Below are 19,469 nucleotides of genomic sequence, written 5' to 3'. Positions count from 1 at the left end.
TTTTTGTTTGTGGGCTGCAAGCCATAAGCTACACGCGACAAGATGTCTGGAGCTGCATGATGAATTGTGTCGATAGCGTTCACGCACCATTGCCCAGGGCCATCCACAAGGATGCCTGCTTTGCGGTCATCGCGCCGGCGGGGCCGGCGCGCCTGGATACTCAGAAGGCCGGCGAGTGGTTTGCCGACCGTGGTTACCGCTGCCGTATCTACCCGGGGGCGAGCCAGGCCCAGGGCTACCTGGCGGGCAGCGACCAGCAGCGGCTGCAAGACTTGCACGACGCCTTCGCCGACCCTGCCATCGACGCCATCCTGTGCATGCGCGGCGGCTACGGCAGCATGCGGCTGCTGGACAAAATCGATTATGAGTTGATCCGTCGTCACCCCAAGCCGCTGATCGGTTACAGCGACATCACTGCGCTGCAGATGGCTATCTACCGGCGCACCGGGCTTGTCAGCTTTCATGGCGGGATGCTCAACGCCGATCTGCTGGGGGGTAAGTTGCAGCCGACCGAGGCTTCGTTGCTGGCGCAACTGGGTGGGCATCTAAGGGCAGGTGATCAGGTGGTGCATCCGCCCGCCTTCCCCTTGAGCAGCGTGTTGCCGGGCGCGGCCAGTGGGCCGCTGCTGGGGGGAAACCTGTCGATGCTGGGGGCGACCATGGGGACGGTTGCCGAGCTGGACACGCAGGGCTGCATACTGTTTATCGAGGACGTCAACGAGCCGCTGTACCGGGTGGACCGCCTGCTGACCCAGATGCGTCTGGCGGGCAAGCTGGACGGGTTGAGAGGGGTGCTGGTGGGGGATTTTGCCGGGATCACCACGGCGGCGCTGACGCCTTTGCTGGAGGATACTTTCGGGACACTGGGTGTACCGGTGCTGGCGGGGTGGCGCAGTGGGCATTGTGACCCGAATGTGTGCTTGCCGATGGGGGCCCGGGTGAGGCTGGACAGTGGTCAGCAAAGCTTGGTGTTGGAGCAGGACCTGTTCAGGGCCTGAGATTGTCGGGGCTGCGTTGCAGCCCATCGCCGGCAAGCCAGCTCCCACAGGTCCTGTGCTGCCTGTCAGGCCTATGATATCCCTGTGGGGGCTGGCTTGCCGGCGATGGGGCGCAGAGCGCCCCCGGCAATCTCACTGGCTACGCAGGCTCTCAAGCAGCTTATGGGTCGGATACCCGTCCGCCGGCCACCCCAACCCTTGCTGGGCGTTACGAATGGCCTTGCGGGTATTCGCCCCGATAATGCCATCTGCATTCCCCGCCTCATGCCCGCTGCTGTTCAGCAAGTTCTGCAGTTCCATGCGTTCGCTGCGGCTGAGCGGCAGGTCTTCTTTTGGCCAGCTGCCGGCAATGAACCCCCAGCCGCTGAAGCGATCCCCCAACAGGCTTACCGCCAGCGCATAAGATGACGAGTTGTTGTACTTGAGGATGGCGCGGAAGTTGTCCAGCACCAGGAATGCCGGGCCACGTGCGCCCGCAGGCAGCAGCAGGGCGGCAGACAGCTGGTTGCTGTTTGCCGGCAGTTGGGTGCCTGCAGGCAGTTTCACACCCATCGCCAGCCACTCGCTTACCGGCTTGCGCAACGCGCCATCGGCCTGCCAGAAGTCGAAACCAGCCGGCACCTGTACCTCGAAGCCCCACGGCTGGCCTTGTTTCCAGCCCGAGCTCTGCAGGTAGTGCGCGGTAGAGGCCAGGGCATCTGGTGTGCTGTTCCAGATGTCGCGGCGGCCATCGCCGTCGAAGTCGACGGCATGGGTGTTGTAGGTGGTCGGAATGAACTGGGTCTGGCCCATGGCACCGGCCCACGAGCCACGCATGGCCTCTGGCTGAATGTCGCCGTGCTGGATGATCTGCAGGGCGGCAATCAGCTGGTCCTGGGCGAACTGCGGCCGACGGCCCTCATAGGCCAGGGTGGCCAGCGAGCGGATCACCGACTTGCTGCCCTGGAACTGGCCGAAATTGCTCTCCATGCCCCACACCGACACCAGCACCTGGCGGTCGACGCCATAGCGCTGCTCGAGGCGCGTCAGCAACTCGGCGTTCTGCTCCAGCAGCTTCTTGCCGTTGCGCACGCGCAGGGGCGACAGGGCGCCTTCCAGGTATTCCCATACCGGGCGGCTGAACTCAGGCTGGCTGCGGTCGGCCTTGATCACGTCCATGTCGGGCGTGACGCCGAGGAAGGCGCGGTCGAATGTGCTGGGTGAAATGCCGGCCTGCAGGGCCTGCTGGCGGAAGCCTGCCTGCCATTGGGCGAAGGTTTGCAGCGGCTGGATTTCAGTACTGGCGTCTGGCGTTGCGCCGGGCACGGTTACCACTGGCGCGGGTTGCGCAGGAGCCAGCGGCAGTGCGTCTGCTGCGGTGGGTTTTTCCGCGCAGGCAACGAGCAGAATGAAGCTGGAGGCCGCGATCAGCTGGCGGGTTTCCCAACGGGGGAGAAGACGGAAGAGCATGCACAGATCCAGAATTGCAGGTCAGGTGTCGACCATACCATGCCTGCGCTTGCGATGCTTTCATGCCGCCAAAAAGTAGGAAGCCTCCCAATCTCTCGATTGGAAGGCTTCGCGGCGGTAGCTGCCTTTGCCCTTGTCCGGTTGTTCCTGGCGGCAGCGGAACAGTGGCTGGGCGATGATCGACTTGGCCTTGTTAGGGCCGTGTTTTTTCGGCTTTTTGCTCATGGCGGGTTCCCGTGGTGGGTGGGTTTCGGGGCGCACTTTAGGCTTCGGGGCGGGGTGGGGCCAATTGATTGTGTATATGGGTGGGGTGGTGGCACTGCCACGTAATACTGTGGGAGCGGGCGAGCCCGCGAACACCGGCGAAGCCGGTGCCATCCACCGCGCCGCCTGATTCGCGGGCATGCCCGCTCCCACAGAGGAGGGGTGTTATTCAGGAGGAAGCGCCAGGCGCTGACCAGCCATCAGCAATGACAGCCGCGAAAGCCCGGTCCAGGGCGAGCCTTCGGCCTGCCCCTTGATCTGCGCATCGATACGCTGGGCGTCCTGCAGCAGCTGTGCCCAGCGCTGTGCGGACAGGCGTTGCAGGGCTTTGCTGACCAGCGGTCGACGTTTGTCCCAGACGGGCGGGCGGGCCTGGCTGAAGGCCTTATCCAGCGGCACGCCTTGGCTGAATTGCTGGGCCAGGCCGGCCAGCTGGCGCAGTTCCCGGGCCAGGGCCCAGAGAATCACCGGCGGCTCCACGCCCTCACCGCGCAAGCCTTCGAGCATGCGCAGGGCATGCGCGGCTTCGCCATTGAGAATGGCGTCGACCAGGCCGAAGACATCGAAGCGGGCGCTGTCGGCGACGGCGGCCTGCACGGTTTCGACGGTGATCTGGTTGCCGTCTGCAAGCAGTTTGAGCTTTTCGATTTCCTGCGCCGCAGCCAGCAGGTTGCCTTCGACGCGTGCGGCGATCAGGTCGACGGCGTCACGCTGTGCCGTCAGGCCGGCCTGCTGCAGGCGCTGGTTGATCCACTGCGGCAGCTGCTGGGCATCCACCGGCCAGATCTGGATGAACTGGCAATGGGCGCCTTCAATCAGGGCCTTGCCCCATTTGGTCTTCTGCGCGCTGCCGTCGAGTTTGGGCAGGCTGACGAGCAGCAGCGTGTCCTCGGCGGGCTTGGCGCAGTATTCCATCAGGGCCGCCGCGCCCTTGTCACCGGGCTTGCCCGAGGGCAGGCGCAGTTCCAGCAGGCGGCGCTGGGCGAACAGGGACAGGCTGGCCCCGGCCTGGAGCAGCGTGCCCCAGTCGAAGTTGGCGTCGGCACTGAACACCTGGCGTTCGTCGAAGCCTTGCCGACGCGCGGCGTTGCGGATGGCGTCGGCGGCTTCCTGGCACAGCAGCGGGTCATCGCCGCTGACCACGTAGACCGGTGCCAGGGCGCCTTGCAGGTGCTTGTTGAGTTGGGCGGGGGCGAGCTTCATGGGAAAAAGGCAGGGCACCCTGGGGTGCCCCGCGCGGGCTTAGTTGCCCGGCAGTTCCAGTGGTGACTGCTGAGGCGTTTCGGCCTGCTGGCGGCGAGCAGCCTCCAGCGCGGCGGCCTCGGCCTGCGCACGTTCATCGGCCTTGCGCTGCAGTTCGTCCAGCTGCGAAGGGGTCAGCTGCTGCAGGCGGACAACCATGGCGTTGACCAGGTCGCGGCGCATTTCCTCGCGGGCGCGCTTGGCTTCCTGTTCGGAGCCGGTGATGTTCGAGCCGTCACGTACGTAGACCTTGCGCACTTCCAGCTTGTCGCTCATCAGTTCCAGGTTGTTCAGGCCCTGGATGCTGTAGTTGAGGGCTGTGGTCAGTTCGTATTCGGCGGTGCGGTTACCGCTGTTGTAGCTTGCCGAACGCTCGCGCTCCTGCTCGTCGGTCAGCACCAGGCGGTAGGGCGCGCCGGTGTGCACATTGACGCCACTACGTTGCAGCACCTGGCGCAGCTGGGTCACGGTATCCCCGTAGGCATTGCGCGCGCTGACGTCCATTTCCTTGATGCTCAGCTCGTTGGTACCGGTACCGCGCAGCTGGAAACCGCAGGCGCTGAGCATGATGGCCAGGCCCATCACCAGCAGATTGCGTTTGATCATGTTGTTGCTCCCTTGTGGGCCGATACCGCCCACCCGCATCGACTGCAGGTGGGCGTTGCCATCAGTTGGCGACGATGTTGACCAGTTTGCCCGGCACGACGATGACCTTGCGGATGGTCAGGCCATCGATGAAGCGCAGGACATTCTCGTTGCTGCGGGCGGCGGCTTCGATTTCTTCGCGGCTGGCGGCAGCAGGCATTTCGACCTGGCCACGCAGCTTGCCGTTGACCTGTACCACGAGGGTGACGGTGTCCTGTACCAGGGCGCCTTCGTCGACCGCAGGCCAGGTGGCATCGATGACAGCTTGCTGATGGCCCAACGCATTCCACAGCTCGTGGGAAATGTGCGGGGTGATCGGCGCCAGCAGCAGGGTCACGGCCTCCAGGCCTTCGTGCAGCAGGGCACGGTCCTGCTCGGTGGCTTGCGGGGCCTTTTCCAGCACGTTCATCACGGTCATCACCTGGGCGATGGCGGTGTTGAACTTGTGGTACTGACCCACATCGGTGCTGGCCTGCTTGATCGCCGCGTGGATGGCACGGCGGATGACCTTCTGCTCGTCGCTCAGGCTGGCGAGGTCCAGTTTGCCCGGCAGGCCCTGGTTGACGTGGGCCTGGGCCAGGCGCCAGACGCGACGCAGGAAGCGGCTTGCGCCTTCGACGCCGGAGTCGGACCATTCCAGGCTCATGTCGGGCGGCGAAGCGAACATCATGAACAGGCGGCAGGTGTCGGCACCGTAAGCCTCGATCATCGACTGCGGGTCGACGCCGTTGTTCTTCGACTTGGACATCTTCTCGGTGCCGCCGATTTCCACCGGCAGGCCGTCGGTCTTCAGCCGTGCGCCGATGATCTTGGCCTTGGCATCGCGTTCGAGTTCGACGTCGGCCGGGTTGAACCAGTCCTTGCCGCCGTTGCTGGCGACGCGGTAGTAGGTTTCGGCGACGACCATGCCCTGGGTCAGCAGGTTCTTGAACGGCTCGTTGGACGTGACCAGGCCTTCGTCGCGCATCAGCTTGTGGAAGAAGCGCGCGTACAGCAGGTGCAGGATCGCGTGTTCGATGCCGCCGATGTACTGGTCGACAGGCAGCCAGTGGTTGGCGGCTTTCGGGTCTACCAGGCCTTTGTCGTAGTTTGGCGAAGCGTAGCGGGCGAAGTACCAGGACGACTCGACGAAGGTGTCCATGGTGTCGGTTTCGCGCTTGGCCGCGGTGCCACATTTCGGGCAGCTGCATTCGTAGAATTCAGGCATGCGCGCCAGTGGCGAACCGGCGCCGTCCGGCACCACGTTTTCTGGCAGGGTAACCGGCAGCTGGTCTTCCGGCACCGGTACGTCGCCGCAGGACGGGCAGTGGATGATCGGGATCGGGCAGCCCCAGTAGCGCTGGCGGCTGATGCCCCAGTCGCGCAGGCGGAACTGGGTGCGCGACTTGCCCAGTTGCTTGCGGATGAGCGCGGCTTCGATGGCGTCGAAGGCGCCAGCGAAGTCCAGGCCGTCGAATTCGGCGGAGTTGATAAGCTGGCCGTGCTCGCCATAGGCGACCTGCCATTCGCTGCCCACTTCATCGCCAACACTGGTGCGTACCACTGCCTTGACCGGCAGGTTGTACTTGTGGGCGAACTCGAAGTCGCGCTCGTCGTGGGCGGGTACCGCCATGACGGCGCCGTCACCGTAGTGCATCAGCACGTAGTTGGCGACCCACACCGGCAGCTTCTCGCCGGTCAACGGGTGCTCGACCAGCAGGGAAGTGGCCATGCCCTTCTTCTCCTGGGTGGCCATGTCGGCTTCGGCGACGCTGCCGCTCTTGCACTCGTCGATGAACGCCTGCAACGCCGGGTTGCCCTGCGCGGCCTGGGTGGCCAGCGGGTGTTCGGCGGCGACGGCGACGTAGGTGGCGCCCATCAGCGTGTCGGGACGGGTAGTGAAGACCTTGAGGGTGCCTTCGTGGCCGATGCTGGCCTGGTCGAACGGGAACTGCACTTCCATGCCGCGCGACTTGCCGATCCAGTTGCGCTGCATGGTCTTGACCTGCTCAGGCCAGCCCGGCAGCTCGTCGAGGCTTTCCAGCAGCTCGTCGGCGTAGTCGGTGATGCGGAAGTAGTACATCGGGATTTCGCGCTTCTCGATCAGCGCGCCCGAACGCCAGCCACGGCCGTCGATGACCTGTTCGTTGGCCAGTACGGTCTGGTCCGCCGGGTCCCAGTTCACGGTACCGTTCTTGCGGTAGATGATGCCTTTCTCGAACAGGCGGGTGAACAGCCACTGCTCCCAACGGTAGTAGTCGGGCTTGCAGGTGGTCACTTCACGTGCCCAGTCGATGGCCAGGCCCAGGCTCTGCAGCTGGGTCTTCATGTAGTCGATGTTTTCGTAGGTCCACTTGGCCGGGGCGACGTTGTTTTTCATCGCCGCGTTTTCCGCGGGCATGCCGAAAGCGTCCCAGCCCATCGGCTGCAGGACGTTCTTGCCCAGCATGCGCTGGTAGCGGGCAATCACGTCACCGATGGTGTAGTTGCGCACGTGGCCCATGTGTAGCTTGCCGCTCGGGTACGGGAACATCGATAGGCAATAGTAGGTGTCTTTGCCTGGCTGTTCGGTAACAGCGAACGATTGTTGCTCGTCCCAGAAGTTCTGGGCGGCGGCTTCGATATCACGGGGCGTGTATTGTTCGTGCATGGCTACTTTTGGCTGAGAGAGAAGAGACCTTGTTCCAGGCAGCGGAACCTCGCTGCGTCCGGCACTCCGGTGTCGTTTAGAGTGAACGCCGTAGCATACAGCAGCGCTGCGCATCGTGGGAAACCTTCGTTGCGAATGCCCGCTGGTCGCGGCACATCGCCGGTTTTTGCAGCGACGCTAAGCTCAGGTGTGGGGGAGATATTCTTATCTTCAATGAGGTGAACGGATGGGAGAGACGCAGCTGACCGCAAGCAGACCGGAGCTTTACGAACGCCTGATCGACCGGCTTGGCCTGGCACTGGAAGTGGCCAGGACCTCGGTGCGATTGCGCGACGAGAAGCCAGCCGAACTGGAGCTGAGTGGCCTGAGCCACGCGGAGTTCGAAGTGATCAAGGCGTATCTGGATTCCCTTCCTGAGCGCCACGATGGCCCTGTCGGCAGTTACCCACAAGCGGAGCCGGCATCGGCAAAGATCATCTGGCTAAAGGACAAGAAACGCACCGCCAGCACGGCGAAATCCAGGACGCTGCCACATCGTTAGCCGTTCAGGTCGCCAGGCGCAGGCCATCGCGCCGGTTGTTCATCACTACACATCTTATGATCGGCACCGGCCACACCCTTGTTGACCGGTGTCGATCCTTCTAGGCTGCACGCCTGCCAAGGAGGTGTAGCCGATGCCAATCCGATTCTTCATCAAACAATGGTTGATGCCGCCGGGCATCCTGTTCCTGCTGCTGCTTGCGGCCTGGTGGCTGCGCGCGCGGCGGCCCCGGCTGGCGGCGCTGTGCTTTACCGTGGGGCTGGGCGGGCTGTGGCTGATGAGCCTGCCACTGGTGGTGCAGGAAACCGCTCGCAGGCTGGAAGCCGAGCCGCCGCTGCCGGTGGCTGACTGGGCGGGCCTGGCGAGCCGGGCGGATGCAATTGTGGTGCTGGGCGCGGGCCGTGAGCGCGGCGACCCGGCCTGGGGCGGCAGCGACCAGCCCACGGCCACCGCCCTGGAGCGCATGCGCTTTGCCGCGCAGCTGGCCAAGGCCTCGGGCTTGCCTGTGCTGACCAGTGGCGGGTTGCACTATGGCACCCCGCCGAGCGAGGCACGGCTGATGGCTGACCGGTTGCAGGCTGACTTCGGCGTGGCGGTGAAGTGGCAGGAAGAGGGTAGCCGCACTACTTGGGAAAACGCCCGGCTGACGGCGCAGGTACTGCAGCCGTTGGGCATTCGCCGGGTGGTGGTGGTGACCCAGGCCTGGCACATGCAGCGCTCGCGCTGGAGCTTCGAGCAGGCGGGGTTCGAGGTGGTACCGGCGCCGGTGGGTTTCCTTGGACGCGATCATGCCCGGCCGTTCGCCGGCTTGCTGCCCGAGAGCCGGGCGATGTGGCAGAGCGGGCAGTTGTTCAATGAAGTGGTGGGGCTGGTGGGGTACCGGTTGTTCTATTGAGCCTTGTGTTGCCTGTACCGGCCTCTTCGCGGGTGAACCCGCTCCCACAGAGACCGCACAAACCCATGGCCTGCGGTGTACCTGTGGGAGCGGGTTCACCCGCGAAGAGGCCGGTACAGGAAAACTCACACAGTCTTGGCAATACGCCCGGCCAGCAGCGCCCACCCCAGCAGCAGCACACAAACGATGGCCAGCGGCCACGAGCGCCATTGCAGGTACGGCGTCAGTTGCTGCATCGGCACCACCTCGCCATACAGCACCGCCTGCTGAAACTGCGGCACCTGCGTGGTAATGCGGCCAAACGGGTCGATCAGCGCGGTGACGCCGTTGTTGGTGGCGCGGATCATCCAGCGGCCGGCTTCAAGGGCGCGCATCTGCGCCATCTGCAGGTGCTGCAACGGGCCGATCGAGGTGCCGAACCAGGTGTCGTTGCTGATGGTCAGCAGCAGGTCGCTGCGCGCTGCCAGGCCGGCTGCGAATTCGGGGTAGACCACTTCGTAGCAGATATACGGCGCGATCTGATAGCCCTTGGCCTGCAGCAACGGCTGGTCTTCCGGCCCGCGGGCGAAGTCCGACATGGGCAGGTTGAAGAACTCGATGGCACCCCGCAGCATGTCTTGCAGCGGCACGTATTCGCCAAACGGCACCAGTTTCTGCTTGAGGTAAGTACCATCGCCCTCGCCGGTAACGGTAATGCCGTTGTAGTAGCGGCGCTGGTGGTGCACCACTTCACGCACCGGCACGCCGGTGATCAGCGCCGAATGCCGCTCGGCGGCGAACCGGCCCATCACGTCGATGTAGCCCTGGGCCTGGTCCTTCAGCACCGGCACTGCGGTTTCCGGCCAGATCAGCAGGTCGACCGGCCTGGAGCTGAAGCTCAGGTCACGGTACAGCGCCAGCTGCGCGTCAATGTGCGCCGGGTCCCATTTGACTTCCTGCTCGACGTTACCCTGGATAGCCGCAACCTTGAGAGGGTCGCCAGCCGGCTTGGTCCAGGCATGGCCCTTGAGCGCCAGGCCCAGTACCCAAGGCGCCAGCAGCAACAGGCAGCCGACAGCCAGAAACGACGGGCGGGCGCGCAGGCGATGCAGGTTGCACAGCAGGGCGGCGGTGAGGGCCAGGGTGAAGGACACCAGCCATACGCCACCCAGCGGCGCCAGGCCGGCCAGCGGGCCATCCAGCTGGCTGTAGCCGGCATAAAGCCAGGGGAAACCGGTCAGGAACCAGCCGCGGAACGCCTCTTGCAGCAGCCACAGGGCGGCGAAGCACAGGGCATCGGCCAATGGCGCTTCGTTGCGCCGCAGCCAGCGTGCCCACAACCAGGTCGGCAGGGCGAAAAACCACGCCAGGGCTGCGAAGAACGCCAGCAACAGCAGGATTGCCAGCAGCGGCGAGGCACCGCCGTAGGTGTTCATGCTGACGTAGATCCACCAGGTGCCGGCGCCATACAGGCCGAAGCCGAACCACCAGCCACGCCACATGGCCTGGCGCGGGCTGAGCTCGCGCAGGCCAAGGTAGAGCATGGCAATCGACAAGATGGCCAGCGGCCAGATATCGAATGGCGCCAGGGCCAGGAGGGTGGAAGCGCCGGCCGCCAAGGCCAGCAGGTTACCGGGCCAGCCGGGGCGGGTGAGCCAACGCATGTTTGTCCTTAACGGGTAATCGGGGTCAGGCGCAGCAAGTGTATCCGCCGGCTGTCGGCGTTGAGAATACGGAACTTGTACGAACCGATCTCGGTGGTTTCGTTGCGCTTGGGCAGGTGGCCGAAGGCGCTCATCACCAGGCCGCCGACCGTGTCGAACTCATCATCGGAGAACTCGCTGTCGAAGAACTCGTTGAAGTTGTCGATCGGGGTCAGTGCCTTGACCAGGAAGTCACCGCTTGGCAGCGGCTTGATGTAGCTGTCTTCCTCGACGTCGTGCTCGTCCTCGATATCACCGACGATCTGCTCGAGCACGTCCTCGATGGTGACCAGGCCGGCCACACCGCCATATTCGTCGATGACGATGGCCATGTGGTTATGGTTGGCACGGAACTCGCGCAGCAGCACGTTCAGGCGCTTGGACTCGGGCACGAAGGTGGCCGGGCGCAGCAGGTCCTTGATGTTGAAGCTGTCGCCGTTTTCCTTGAGGATCAGCGGCAGCAGGTCCTTGGCGAGCAGGATGCCGAGCACATCGTCGTGGCTTTCGCCGATGACCGGGTAGCGCGAGTGCGCGGCCTCGATCACTGCCGGCAGGAATTCGCGCGGCGACTGGCTGGCCTTGATGCTGATCATCTGCGAGCGCGGCACCATGATGTCGCGCACCTGCAGGTCGGCCACCTGTATGGCGCCTTCGACAATGGTCAGCGCTTCGCTGTCCAGCAGTTTGTTCTGATGGGCTTCGCGCAGCAGCTCAAGGAGCTCCTGGCGGTTTTTCGGCTCATGGGCAAAAGCCTGGGTCAGTTTACCCAGCCAGGACTTTTGCCCGTTGCTCGATCGATCTTCGCTCATGGCGGTTCTCGTGATCCTTCGTGTATCAGTGTGTGAGTGAGTCGGTTTCATCGTCGGCGTACGGGTCGGGGTGACCCAGTTCTGCCAGCAATTCCCGTTCCAGGCTTTCCATTTCCTCGGCTTCGTCATCGTCGATGTGGTCGTAGCCAAGCAGGTGCAGGCAACCGTGGATGACCAGGTGCGCCCAGTGCGCCTCCAGTGACTTGCCTTGTTCAGCGGCTTCGCGCTCGACCACCGGCACGCAGATCACCAGGTCGCCCAGCAGCGGGATATCGAGCAGCTCGTCGGGCACGTCGGCCGGGAACGACAGCACATTGGTCGCGTAGTCCTTGTGCCGCCAGGTATGGTTCAGCTCGCGGCCCTCGGCTTCGTCGACCAGGCGAATGGTCATTTCCGAGTCGGCGCTGCGCTGGCGCAGGGCCAGTTCGCACCAGCGGCGGAAGGCGGTGTCATCCGGGGCGGCAGCATCCGTGGCCCGTTGCAGGTCAAGTTCAAGCATCTTTGCCGGGCGCCTCGGGGTTGGCCTGGCGACTTTCGAAGCGGTCATAGGCCTCGACAATGCGCTGCACCAGTGGGTGACGAACCACATCTTTGGGTTGGAAGTGGGTAAAGCTGATCCCCGGAACGTCCTTCAGCACTTCGATGACGTGCGCCAGGCCCGACTTGGTACCACGTGGCAGGTCGACCTGGGTGATGTCGCCGGTAATGACGGCGGTAGAGCCGAAGCCGATCCGGGTGAGGAACATCTTCATCTGTTCCAGCGTGGTGTTCTGGCTTTCGTCGAGGATGATGAAGCTGTTGTTCAGGGTGCGGCCACGCATGTAGGCCAGCGGGGCAATCTCGATCACCTGGCGTTCGATCAGTTTGGCCACGTGCTCGAAGCCGAGCATTTCGTACAGGGCGTCGTACAGCGGGCGCAGGTACGGGTCGATCTTCTGGGCCAGGTCGCCGGGCAGGAAGCCGAGCTTTTCACCCGCCTCGACCGCCGGGCGCACCAGCAGGATACGGCGCACTTGCTCGCGCTCCAGCGCATCCACGGCGCAGGCAACGGCCAGGTAGGTCTTGCCGGTACCGGCCGGGCCGACGCCGAAGTTGATGTCGTTTCCGAGGATTTCCTTCACGTAGCGCTGCTGGTTGAGCCCGCGCGGGCGGATATTGCCCTTGCGCGTACGCAGCGACACGCTGACCTCGTTGACGGCCGGGTTGTCGATGTTCTCGACGGCCGACTCCTGAAGGTACAGATGGACCGTTTCCGGCGACAGGTCGGTGGCCTTGGTCTCGCGGTAGAGACGGCGCAGCAGCTGTTCGGCTGCGGAGGTGGTCTTGGGTTCGCCGATCAGTTCGAACTGATTGCCGCGGTTGCGGATCTCGATGGCCAGGCGTTGCTCGATCAGGCGCAGGTGCTCGTCGAACTGGCCGCACAAGTTGGCGAAACGGTGGGCCTCGAAAGGTTCGAGGATGAAACGATGGGGTTGTATGGGTGCGTTCAAGGTCGTTTTTAGCCGCTCGACGGCGATGGAGTTGATCTCAAGAATAACCCTTGAATGGCAGTGGCGAAAGCACTGAAACGTTCAACGGTATGTACTGCCTGTTCCGACCTCTTCGCGGGTGAACCCGCTCCCACAGGTACTGCGCCGTTTTCAAGGCCGGTGGAGAACCTGTGGGAGCGGGTTCACCCGCGAAGAGGCCGGCACTGCTATGATGCGCTCCTTTTCTTACGCATGTGTTATCCCGCCAGACATGAGCAAACGCGAACCTGCCATCTATAAAGTGATCTTCCTCAACCAGGGGCAGGTCTTCGAGATGTATGCCAAGCAGATCTACCAGAGCGACCTGTGGGGCTTTCTGGAAATCGAGGAGTTCGTCTTCGGCGAGCGCTCGCAACTGGTGGTAGACCCGAGCGAGGAAAAGCTCAAGAACCAGTTCGAGGGGGTGATCCGCAGCTTCGTGCCGATGCACTCGATCGTGCGCATCGATGAAGTGGAGCGCTTGGGCACGGCAAAGATCAGCGAGGCCAAGGGCGGCGGCAATGTGATGCCGTTCCCGATGCCGATGCCGGAAAAATAACCCTCAGGGGAGTGGCGAGAACGGCGTGCGGCCTTCGGCGTTCTGCAGTTCCAGCAGGTACTTGCGGAAGATCTGGCCGAGCACCTGGGTAGCATGCTCCAGCTCGTCGCGGGGCATTTGCTCGGTCACTTCGTCGGCCATGTCCAGAGCATCTTCGGCGCCGTTCACCGCCGCCATCTTCAGCAGGATGTAGGCCTGCACGTTGTTGGCCTTGACCCCTTCGCCGTGGAAGAACATCGCCCCCAGGCGGTATTGCGCCTGGGCGTGCCCCTGCAGCGAGGCCTTCTGGAACCAGTCCAGCGCCTTGTTCAGGTTTTTTGGCGTTTGCGTGTAGTAGAACTCGCCCAGTTCGAACTGCGCCTGGGCATCCCCCGTCGTCGCCGTCTGCTCGCAGGCCTTGAGGGCGTTTGCCAGGTCTTCAGGCTGAACATTCAAGGTGCAGCGGCCCGTTGCCGGAATCAGCAAAGAGTTACCGCCCTCCGCCAGGGCCAGCAGGGGCTGAAGAAGCAACAGGCAGCCCAGTGTCAGGGCGCGGCCGGTGCGGTTCATGGGGATCGACTTACCTCTGCAAAGCTGCGGCCAATGTCTCTGGTGGCACATTATGGGATAAGCAGCGCCAACCTTACAAAGTTTTACTCGAATTTCTGCTTGGTTGGGGAAGTCAGCTGATTGTGCATGAATAATTATTGCCTGTACCGGCCTCTTCGCGGGTAAACCCGCTCCCACAAGTTACACCACATAAGCTGTGGGAGCGGGTTCACCCGCGAAGAGGCTGGTGCAGGCTAACCATCACTTCAGGGCAGCAAAAGCCTTTTCCGCCGCATCCAGGGTGATCTGCAGCTCTTTGTCACCATGGGCAATGGAAGTGAAGCCCGCCTCGAACGCGCTCGGCGCCAGGTACACGCCACCGTCAAGCATCAGGTGGAAGAAGCGCTTGAAGCGGTCGGCATCGCTGGCCATCACGTCTTCGAAGGTGACGATATCGTCGGCACCGCTGAAATACAGGCCGAACATGGCGCCCGCCTGGGTGGTGACGAACGGCACACCAGCGGCATCGGCGCGCTGTTGCAGGCCGTCGAGCATGCGGCTGGTGTAGTCGGTCAGCTCGGCGTGGAAGCCCGGGCGGCTGATCAGCCTGAGTGTAGTGAGGCCTGCGGCCATGGCCAGCGGGTTGCCCGACAAAGTGCCCGCCTGGTAGACCGGGCCTAGCGGGGCGATGCAGCCCATGATTTCGCGCTTGCCACCGAAGCAGCCGACCGGCATGCCGCCGCCGACGATCTTGCCGAAGGTCGACAGGTCGGGCTTGATGCCGTAGTGGCCCTGGGCGCCGCCGAGCGAGACACGGAAACCGGTCATCACTTCGTCGAAGATCAGCACCACGCCATGCTTGTCGCACTGTTCGCGCAGCCCCTCAAGGAAGCCTGGCGCCGGTGGTACGCAGTTCATGTTGCCGGCCACTGGCTCGACAATGATGCAGGCCACGCTCTGGCCGACGTCGGCCAGGGTCTTCTCGACTGCAGCGATGTCGTTGAACGGCAGGGTCAGGGTGTGCTTGGCGAAGTCCGCCGGCACGCCCGCAGAGCTCGGCACACCCTGGGTCAGCAGGCCGGAACCGGCTTTTACCAGCAGGCTGTCGGAGTGACCGTGGTAGCAACCTTCGAACTTGATGATGGCGTCGCGGCCCGTGTAGCCACGGGCCAGACGGATGGCGCTCATGGTGGCTTCGGTGCCCGAGCTGACCATGCGGACCATTTCCATTGAAGGCACGATCGAGCAGACCAGGTCGGCCATTTCGGTTTCCATGGCGGTCGGCGCGCCGTAGGACAGGCCGTGCTCCAGCTGCCTGCGTACCGAATCGAGCACCTCGGGGTGGCCGTGGCCGAGGATCATCGGGCCCCAGGAGCCCACGTAGTCGACGTAGCGCTTGTCGTCCTCGTCAACGACGTAGGCGCCTTCGGCATGCTTGAAGAACAGCGGCGTGCCGCCGACGCTCTTGAAAGCGCGGACCGGCGAGTTGACGCCACCGGGGATGTGCTTCTGGGCTTGGGCGAACAGGGCTTCGGAACGGGACATGGAAGGTTCTCTCGAATCAGGATGCGAACAAGGCATTGAAGGCGCGGGCGCGGCGGGTGACTTCCTGCGCGCTGTCGGCACCGAACAGGCCGTGGATCACCGCCAGCAGGTCGGCGCCGTGGGCGACCAGCGGGGCGGCGTTGTCGAGGGTGATGCCGCCGATCACCGCGATCGGCAGTTTCACCTGGGCGCGCGCCTGCTCCAGCAGTTCGACGTTGGCAGCAGGGGCGCCCGGCTTGGTGACGGAATTGAAGAAGCGGCCGAAGGCCACATAGCTGGCGCCTTCGCTGGCGGCCTGAGCGGCCAGGTCGAGGCTTGCGTGGCAGGTGGAGCCGATGATCGCCTGGCGGCCGAGCAGGGCGCGGGCCGGGGTCAGCGGGCCGTCGGTTTGCCCCAGGTGCACGCCGACGCCCAGGCGCGCGGCCAGTTCGGCGTCATCGTTGATGAGCAGCTGGGTGCCATAGCGCTCGCAGAGCTTCATCAGCCCTTCGGCTTCGCGCAGGCGGCGCGCCGCGTCGTCACTTTTGTCGCGGTACTGCAGCAGGCACACGCCGCCTTCCAGGGCCGCCTCGACATGGGACAGGAAACGGCCGGCGAGCAGCTGGCTGTCGGTGATGGCATACAGACCGCGTAGCGTCATTGAAGGCCTCGAATCAGGAACAGTAATCCAGGGGCAGGCGGCGCGGCACGAACTGGCCCTTGCCCAGCTGCTCGGCGTCACGCAGGGTGCGCCAGGTGTAGTCCAGGGCAGTGCGCACAGCGCTTTGCAATTGCTCGCCGAGTGCCAGGCGGCCGGCCAGGGCGCTGGCCAGGGTGCAGCCCGAACCATGGTAGCTGCCAGGCAGGCGCTGGCAGTTCCAGGTGTACTGCTGGCCGTCCTGGGTGTACAGGCGGTTGTGAATTTCGTGCTCTTCGCCGTGACCACCGGTAATCAGCAGGTGTCTACAGAACCGCAGGAGTTTTTCAGCACACTCGTCAGCCGTGCCGTCTGGCAGTTCGGCGAGGATGCGCGCTTCTGGCAGGTTGGGCGTGGCGATGGTCGCCAGCGGCAGCAGGCGTTCGCGCAGGGCGTAGCCCACTTCGTCCTTGCCCAGCCGGCCACCACCACCGGCACGCAACACCGGGTCGCAGACCAGCGGCAGGTGCGGGTGGGCGGCCAGCAGTTCGGCGACGGTGTCGACCATGTCGATCGAGCCGAGCATGCCCAGCTTGACGGCGGCCACCGTGGAGTCGGCCAGTACGGCGTTGGCCTGGGCCAGCACCCACTCGCGGTCGAGCACACGGAAGTCGGAAACGTTGACGGTATCCTGCACGGTCAGGGCGGTCACTGCAGGCGCAGCATGACAGCCTTGGGCGATCAGGGCTTCGATATCTGCCTGCAGGCCGGCGCCGCCACTTGGGTCGTGGCCGGAGAGACAGAGGACAACGGGGCGGGAGCTGTAGGTATTCATGGTCGGCGAGCTTACCACCAAACCTGTTTGGACGGATCGTCCTACAAATGAGTTTTGCTGATCAATCGGTCAGATTTATTTTTGATTTTCTTCTGAAAGTATTGTTCTAGAGCCTTTTCATTGTTTTTTGATATGGTCGATTGCCAGGTTGCGAAGCTATGCTAGAGTGCTCGGATAACTCGACAAACGGGTTCTGCCGGATCACGTCGTCTCAAACGGATGGGAGGCAACCGCGACGCGACCGGACAGGCCATGCTGGGGCTGTATGCGCTATTTGCTGATTGTGCTTCTGGGCTTGCTGCCCGTGCTGGCCGGAGCGGTCGATTTCGACAACGCTACCCGGCACCTTCCGTTGGGCAAGGCGCTGCAGGTCTATGAAGACCTCGACGGCAGTGCCAGCATCGCCCAGGTCAGCGCCCCGGGGTTCGGCAAGAACTTTCGCGCCCATCACCAGGAGGTACTGAACGCCGGTTATTCCACTTCGGTGTTCTGGCTCAAGGTCGATCTGCGTCCCCTCGCCGAGGCCGGCGCCGCCCCGCGCCAGTGGTTGCTGGAACTGGCCTACCCACCCCTCGATCACCTCGAGTTATACCTGCCTGATCGCCAGGGTGGCTACCGCCTGGCCCAGCGCACCGGTGATGCCTTGCCTTACGCCAGCCGGCAGATACGGCAGAACAACTACCTGTTCCAGTTGCAGCTGCCGCCTGGCCAGGTCACCACCGCCTACCTGCGCCTGCACAGCCAGGGCTCCGTGCAGGCACCGCTGGCGCTGTGGTCGCCTGAGGCCTATCTGGAAGATCAACCCACACGCCTGTATGTGCTGGGCATGATCTATGGCGTGCTGCTGGTGATGCTGGTGTACAACCTGTTCATCTACCTCAGCGTGCGGGATATCAGCTACCTCTATTACATCCTCTATATCGCTTCGTTCGGGTTCTATCAGGTCTCGGTGAACGGTGCGGGCGTTGCCTATTTCTGGCCCGACAGCCCATGGTGGGCGAATGCCTCGACACCCTTGTTCATCGGTGCCGCAGGCCTGTTCGGCTGCCAGTTCGCGCGGCACTTTCTGCAACTGGGCAACATCAGCCGGGGTTTCGACCGCTTGCTGCAGTTGCTGATGCTGGGCGGGGCGCTGGTCATGGTGCTGGCGGTGAGCATGCCCTACGGCACTGCCCTGCGGATGGCTACATTGCTGGCGTTGCTGTTCACCGTGAGCATCTTCAGCGCCGGGCTGTTCGCCTGGTGGCGCGGCTTGCGCGTGGCGCGCTGGTTCATCATCGCCTGGACGGCGTTCCTGCTGGGTGGCCTGGTCAACACCCTGATGGTGCTGGGCTATCTGCCGAACGTGTTCATCACCATGTATGCCAGCCAGCTGGGTTCGGCGCTGGAAGTAGCACTGCTGTCGCTGGCCTTGGCCGACCGTATCAACAGCCTGCGTGAGCAGCAGGCGCAGACCTTGCGTGAGACCGGGCGCACGCTGGAACAGTTGAACCTGCAACTGGCACGCAGCAACCGGCTTAAGGACGAATTCCTGGCCAGCGTGACCCATGAATTGCGCACCCCGATGAATGGCGTGATCGGCTCGCTGGAGCTGATGCACACCCTGCCGATGGAGGCCGAGATGGCTCAGTACCATCGTACGGCAGTGGGGTCGGCGCAGGGCATGATGGACATGGTCGATGCCATTCTTACGCTCTCCGAGCTGCAAGCCGGCCGCCTGCGCGCGCAGCCGGCGCCGTTCAGCTTGCGAACAATGCTGCAGAGCCTGCGCGCAGGTTATGCCGGACAGGCCTTGGGCAAAGGCTTGTATATCAGCCTGGACATTCCGGCCGATCTGCCGGATGGGCTGATGGGCGATGGGCAGAAGCTGGCGCGCTGCCTGGGGTGCCTTGTAGATAACGGTCTGAAGTTCACCCATCAGGGTGGGGTGATGATCCAGGTGCGCGGTCGCCGGATGGGGCCGGGCGATCTGGCGTTGACCTTTACCGTCAGTGACAGTGGCATCGGCTTTGATGACCTGGAGCAGTCGACCTTGTATCAGCGGTTCTTCCAGGTGGATGGCTCGATGACCCGGCGCTATGGCGGGTTGGGGATCGGGTTGTCGATTTGCCGGCAGATGGGAGAGCTGCTCGGGGCGCGGTTGGCGCATGAATCGACGCGCGGGCTGGGGAGCCGGTTCGAGTTGAGTTTGAACATGGCGGTTTCGCAGGTGCAGGTCAGCTCGACGATTCTGCAGGCGCGGCGTTCGCTTTGACGAGCGCCGCCCGCGCGGCGCATCGCCGGCAAGCCGGCTCCCACATCTGTTTCGGGCCAGTCCCTCCTGTGATTCATCGCTGCCCGCCTTGTTTGTTCCCTTTGATATTGAAAGTGTCGCCTGTGCTTTTCTGCAATCCCCAGCCATGCACCAAGGGCGCGAGTGCGGAGGAGGCAGGAATAACTGGCCCGAAACAGCTGTGGGAGCTGGCTTGCCGGCGATGCGCCGCGCGGGCGGCGCTCGATCTCACAGGCGCTGAATGTGCTGTGGCGAACGCCTGCCAGCCCTGATGCCTGTTCAAGGCGAACACCTGTCAGCCCTGACACATGCCCAAGACAGACGCCTACCATCCCCCACACCACCTCAACCCCTGCCCCCACCACCACACCTTTAGTCACGAATGCCACTTTGCCAACCCCGCAGGCAGTGCTTCACTGGTTCTCTCAAGCCTACCCGGATCCAGGAGCCCC

Annotated in this window: 18 protein-coding genes; 5 read left to right on the top strand and 13 right to left on the bottom strand. The window is 63.8% G+C overall.

Annotation, left to right across the window (positions count from 1 at the left end):
* Positions 1-59 precede the first annotated feature (59 nt).
* Positions 60-998, top strand: a complete 939-nt coding sequence (locus AC5O5I_RS24895) for a S66 peptidase family protein (RefSeq protein WP_172223851.1) — start codon at positions 60-62, stop codon at positions 996-998.
* A gap of 132 nt (positions 999-1,130) precedes the next feature.
* Here AC5O5I_RS24895 and AC5O5I_RS24890 read toward each other — a convergent pair whose 3' ends face one another.
* The 5 genes from AC5O5I_RS24890 to leuS form a co-directional block, all read right to left on the bottom strand.
* The gene (locus tag AC5O5I_RS24890; RefSeq protein ID WP_172223854.1) at positions 1,131-2,447 is read right to left on the bottom strand and encodes a lytic murein transglycosylase; all 1,317 of its coding nucleotides are present in this window, start codon (positions 2,445-2,447) and stop codon (positions 1,131-1,133) included.
* A gap of 60 nt (positions 2,448-2,507) precedes the next feature.
* Entirely contained in the window at positions 2,508-2,672 is a 165-nt protein-coding gene (arfA, locus tag AC5O5I_RS24885; protein WP_012274368.1) for an alternative ribosome rescue factor ArfA, read from the bottom strand.
* Positions 2,673-2,876: 204 nt separating this feature from the next.
* Positions 2,877-3,914, bottom strand: coding sequence for a DNA polymerase III subunit delta (holA, locus tag AC5O5I_RS24880; protein ID WP_172286690.1), 1,038 nt, complete (start codon positions 3,912-3,914; stop codon positions 2,877-2,879).
* A gap of 39 nt (positions 3,915-3,953) precedes the next feature.
* Entirely contained in the window at positions 3,954-4,559 is a 606-nt protein-coding gene (locus AC5O5I_RS24875; protein ID WP_172286691.1) for an LPS-assembly lipoprotein LptE, read from the bottom strand.
* A 61-nt stretch (positions 4,560-4,620) separates the two neighbouring features.
* Entirely contained in the window at positions 4,621-7,227 is a 2,607-nt protein-coding gene (gene leuS, locus AC5O5I_RS24870) for a leucine--tRNA ligase (RefSeq protein WP_494511727.1), read from the bottom strand.
* Positions 7,228-7,453: 226 nt separating this feature from the next.
* Here leuS and AC5O5I_RS24865 point away from each other — a divergent pair, with 226 nt between their 5' ends.
* Together AC5O5I_RS24865 and AC5O5I_RS24860 are read left to right on the top strand one after the other, a co-directional pair.
* Positions 7,454-7,768, top strand: coding sequence for a hypothetical protein (locus AC5O5I_RS24865; RefSeq protein WP_172223871.1), 315 nt, complete (start codon positions 7,454-7,456; stop codon positions 7,766-7,768).
* A 133-nt stretch (positions 7,769-7,901) separates the two neighbouring features.
* Complete coding sequence (locus AC5O5I_RS24860) at positions 7,902-8,663, top strand: YdcF family protein (RefSeq protein ID WP_172223876.1); 762 nt, start codon at positions 7,902-7,904, stop codon at positions 8,661-8,663.
* A gap of 125 nt (positions 8,664-8,788) precedes the next feature.
* On the opposite strand, the gene lnt is transcribed toward AC5O5I_RS24860, so the two are convergent.
* The 4 genes from lnt to AC5O5I_RS24840 are packed head-to-tail and all read right to left on the bottom strand — an operon-like array spanning position 8,789 to position 12,644.
* Entirely contained in the window at positions 8,789-10,306 is a 1,518-nt protein-coding gene (lnt, locus tag AC5O5I_RS24855; protein WP_172287929.1) for an apolipoprotein N-acyltransferase, read from the bottom strand.
* 8 nt (positions 10,307-10,314) lie between these two features.
* Positions 10,315-11,154 carry a CorC family transporter gene (locus tag AC5O5I_RS24850; RefSeq protein ID WP_172228182.1) on the bottom strand — a complete coding sequence of 280 codons (840 nt, stop codon included), beginning with the start codon at positions 11,152-11,154 and terminating at the stop codon, positions 10,315-10,317.
* 25 nt (positions 11,155-11,179) lie between these two features.
* Positions 11,180-11,653, bottom strand: coding sequence for an rRNA maturation RNase YbeY (gene ybeY / locus AC5O5I_RS24845; RefSeq protein WP_172228180.1), 474 nt, complete (start codon positions 11,651-11,653; stop codon positions 11,180-11,182).
* On the bottom strand, positions 11,646-12,644 hold the full coding sequence (locus tag AC5O5I_RS24840; RefSeq protein WP_172228178.1) for a PhoH family protein: 999 nt from the start codon (positions 12,642-12,644) through the stop codon (positions 11,646-11,648). The genes ybeY and AC5O5I_RS24840 overlap by 8 nt, the downstream gene beginning before the upstream one ends.
* Before the next feature lie 250 nt (positions 12,645-12,894).
* Between AC5O5I_RS24840 and AC5O5I_RS24835 the strand changes: the two genes are divergently transcribed.
* A complete protein-coding gene (locus tag AC5O5I_RS24835; RefSeq protein ID WP_041167902.1) occupies positions 12,895-13,221 on the top strand; it encodes a DUF1820 family protein in 327 nt (108 codons plus the stop codon).
* 3 nt (positions 13,222-13,224) lie between these two features.
* On the opposite strand, the gene AC5O5I_RS24830 is transcribed toward AC5O5I_RS24835, so the two are convergent.
* From AC5O5I_RS24830 to AC5O5I_RS24815, 4 genes are all read right to left on the bottom strand, one after another.
* Entirely contained in the window at positions 13,225-13,770 is a 546-nt protein-coding gene (locus tag AC5O5I_RS24830) for a tetratricopeptide repeat protein (RefSeq protein WP_172228176.1), read from the bottom strand.
* 240 nt (positions 13,771-14,010) lie between these two features.
* Complete coding sequence (hemL, locus tag AC5O5I_RS24825) at positions 14,011-15,294, bottom strand: glutamate-1-semialdehyde 2,1-aminomutase (RefSeq protein WP_172228174.1); 1,284 nt, start codon at positions 15,292-15,294, stop codon at positions 14,011-14,013.
* A 16-nt stretch (positions 15,295-15,310) separates the two neighbouring features.
* Positions 15,311-15,934, bottom strand: a complete 624-nt coding sequence (thiE, locus tag AC5O5I_RS24820; protein ID WP_172228172.1) for a thiamine phosphate synthase — start codon at positions 15,932-15,934, stop codon at positions 15,311-15,313.
* A gap of 13 nt (positions 15,935-15,947) precedes the next feature.
* Positions 15,948-16,745 (bottom strand): hydroxymethylpyrimidine/phosphomethylpyrimidine kinase, encoded by a 798-nt coding sequence (locus AC5O5I_RS24815; RefSeq protein ID WP_494511726.1) that lies wholly within the window; start codon positions 16,743-16,745, stop codon positions 15,948-15,950.
* A 265-nt stretch (positions 16,746-17,010) separates the two neighbouring features.
* Here AC5O5I_RS24815 and AC5O5I_RS24810 point away from each other — a divergent pair, with 265 nt between their 5' ends.
* Positions 17,011-18,999 (top strand): sensor histidine kinase, encoded by a 1,989-nt coding sequence (locus tag AC5O5I_RS24810; RefSeq protein WP_172228168.1) that lies wholly within the window; start codon positions 17,011-17,013, stop codon positions 18,997-18,999.
* Positions 19,000-19,469 lie beyond the last annotated feature (470 nt).

This window comes from Pseudomonas sp. 9_2_1, assembly GCF_059295275.1.
The sequence above is the reverse complement of the archived record's forward strand: the minus strand, read 5'-3'. Positions and strand labels throughout refer to the sequence as shown.